The sequence below is a fragment of the bacterium genome (assembly GCA_037131655.1).
In the GTDB taxonomy this organism is placed as follows: Bacteria; Armatimonadota; Fimbriimonadia; order Fimbriimonadales; family JBAXQP01; genus JBAXQP01.
The window spans coordinates 1-1,955 of sequence record JBAXQP010000416.1 but is presented as its reverse complement, the minus strand read 5'-3'; the positions used below and the strand labels follow the sequence as shown (position 1 = coordinate 1,955).

Annotated in this window: 4 protein-coding genes; 1 reads left to right on the top strand and 3 read right to left on the bottom strand. The window is 45.9% G+C overall.

Features of this window, described 5'->3' with window-relative positions; all coding sequences use genetic code 11:
• A partial coding sequence (locus WCO51_13150; protein MEI6514200.1) for an amino acid permease occupies window positions 1–277 on the bottom strand: 277 nt, incomplete at its 3' end.
• Window positions 278–492: 215 nt separating this feature from the next.
• On the opposite strand from WCO51_13150, the gene WCO51_13145 reads away from it, so the two are divergent.
• A complete protein-coding gene (locus WCO51_13145; GenBank protein MEI6514199.1) occupies window positions 493–708 on the top strand; it encodes a cold-shock protein in 216 nt (71 codons plus the stop codon).
• 129 nt (window positions 709–837) lie between these two features.
• On the opposite strand, the gene WCO51_13140 is transcribed toward WCO51_13145, so the two are convergent.
• Both WCO51_13140 and WCO51_13135 read right to left on the bottom strand, forming a co-directional pair.
• On the bottom strand, window positions 838–1,479 hold the full coding sequence (locus WCO51_13140) for a phosphoribosylanthranilate isomerase (GenBank protein MEI6514198.1): 642 nt from the start codon (window positions 1,477–1,479) through the stop codon (window positions 838–840).
• A 7-nt stretch (window positions 1,480–1,486) separates the two neighbouring features.
• Window positions 1,487–1,955 (bottom strand): indole-3-glycerol phosphate synthase TrpC (locus tag WCO51_13135; protein ID MEI6514197.1); only part of this gene is annotated, 469 nt, incomplete at its 5' end.

The following is a 1,955-nucleotide window of genomic DNA, read 5'->3' as shown; positions in this document are numbered from 1 at the left end:
ATGCAAAGACAGTCTGTTGATAGGAAATAACGACGATAACGATGAGAAAGCAAATAGCGAGAGTTATGGGGAACTGATATTGCAGTGCGGTAACGCTATAAAGCACGAGAATTCTTAATATTGCTTCGGTTGCATACGCTACAGAAGACATCGCATCAGAGGCAAAAACAGGTAGAGCAATTATCTTCATCAAACGTTCGTGTTGAGCACGAGAGGAGGGAATAGGTGTCCCGAAAATCCGATGTCTTATACGTACAGCAACGCTCATAACTCCCAAATCAGACCTCCTCGTAGAAGACATATTACCTGACATGTAGTCGGTGAGTAACTCAAAGTAAAATTCTTTGCTTTTTTGAAATATTCTTTTAGAAAAAGAAGGAATTCGCTTGCTTGACGTCTAATCATATTTAATGAGCCGCAATTGCGGTGCGTGGATGTTGGTGTTACGCAGGTAAGCCCGTCCCTGCAAATGAAGTAAGGAGGGGGTTCATTATGCAACCGGAACCTGAATCGGGTCTTGTAAAATGGTTCAATGACACAAAAGGTTGGGGTTTCATCCAGACTCAGGATGGTCGCGACGTGTTTGTGCACTATTCTGCGATTGAACAGGAGGGCCACAAAACATTAAGCACAGGCCAACCCGTCCAGTTCGAGATGATTGATGGACCAAAAGGCCTTCAAGCTCGGAACGTTATGCTCGCTGGATAAGTCTGAATGTTACGACCGGTGCATTTGCGCCGGTCGCATAACATCTGTGAAGGAATTACCTGAAAGTTGGACTTCATTATTGGTAACGCATAGAATGCGTATTTAATGGCATGCTGTAAGAAGTTCAAATTAGTCAGGACTTTTTTGGTGCGTCTCTTCTAATACAGTGTCTAATTCCCGTACAGCTTGAATAAAAGCTTTTAACTTCAAATGATCTTTTCTACCGGGTTCAGCTTCTACTCCACTGCTGACATCGACCGCATAAGGCCTGACTTTTCGAATAGCTTCAACAACGTTCTCAGGGTTTAACCCACCAGCGAGGATAAGGGGTTTAGAGAGTTTTTGTCGAATACTCCAAGCCAATTCCCAATCGCATACCTGCCCTGTTCCGCCATATTGATTGGTGTGATAAGCATCCAGCAATATTTCATCCGCTGGCCCTGTGTAATCCTCTATCTCCACCTCAATCCCCTTATCACGAGCCGAAAAAGCCTTAATAACTTTCCGACCGAGAATGCTTTCAGGATTTATTATTGAAAGAAACTGGATAGCATCAAAACCTTCTTCATCGGCATTCACAACATGAGCATGAACTGCCACTTTTGTAATAGATGGGGGCAATTCAAAGGGTATGCACAATGCATCGGGGTTGTTGCCGATGTATCGAGGACTTGTTGGCTCAAAAACAAAGCCGAGGGCATCTGCTCCTAATTCAAGGGCTGCAAAAGCGTCCACTCGATTGGTTATTCCGCAGATCTTTATCCTAGTCATCGCCTGATCAGACTTCCTCTCCGAAACCCATTAACTCTTGCATCTTTGTAGCGATATCCTCCGAACGCATCAGGCTTTCACCGACTAAGACTGCCCTTGCGCCGGCTTGACCGACCCGCACAACATCCTCACGCTCGCCAATGCCGCTTTCACTGACTATTTGTGCCCCCTCTGGCGCCATTGATGCTAAACGCTCAGTCACACAGAGATCGGTTCTAAAGGTCATCAGATCGCGATTATTGATCCCAACCAAATCTGCTCCCATATCGAGGGCAATAAACATTTCCGACTCAGTATGCACCTCGACCAAGACATCAAGCGATAGTTCGGCGGCAATCTCACTGTACTCCCGAAGCTGCATAGGACTGAGCGCAGCTACGATCAAAAGAACCGCATCCGCTCCAGCCGCACGGCTTTCCCATAGTTGGTAATCATCGATGATGAAATCCTTACGGAGTATTGGCAGTGGTGAGGTC

What these genes read in the sequence shown, in the direction of transcription:
- WCO51_13140 (MEI6514198.1), bottom strand. Translation starts at nt 1,479, where the DNA reads ATGACTAGGATAAAGATCTGCGGAATAACCAATCGAGTGGACGCTTTT.
- WCO51_13145 (MEI6514199.1), top strand. Translation starts at nt 493, where the DNA reads ATGCAACCGGAACCTGAATCGGGTCTTGTAAAATGGTTCAATGACACA.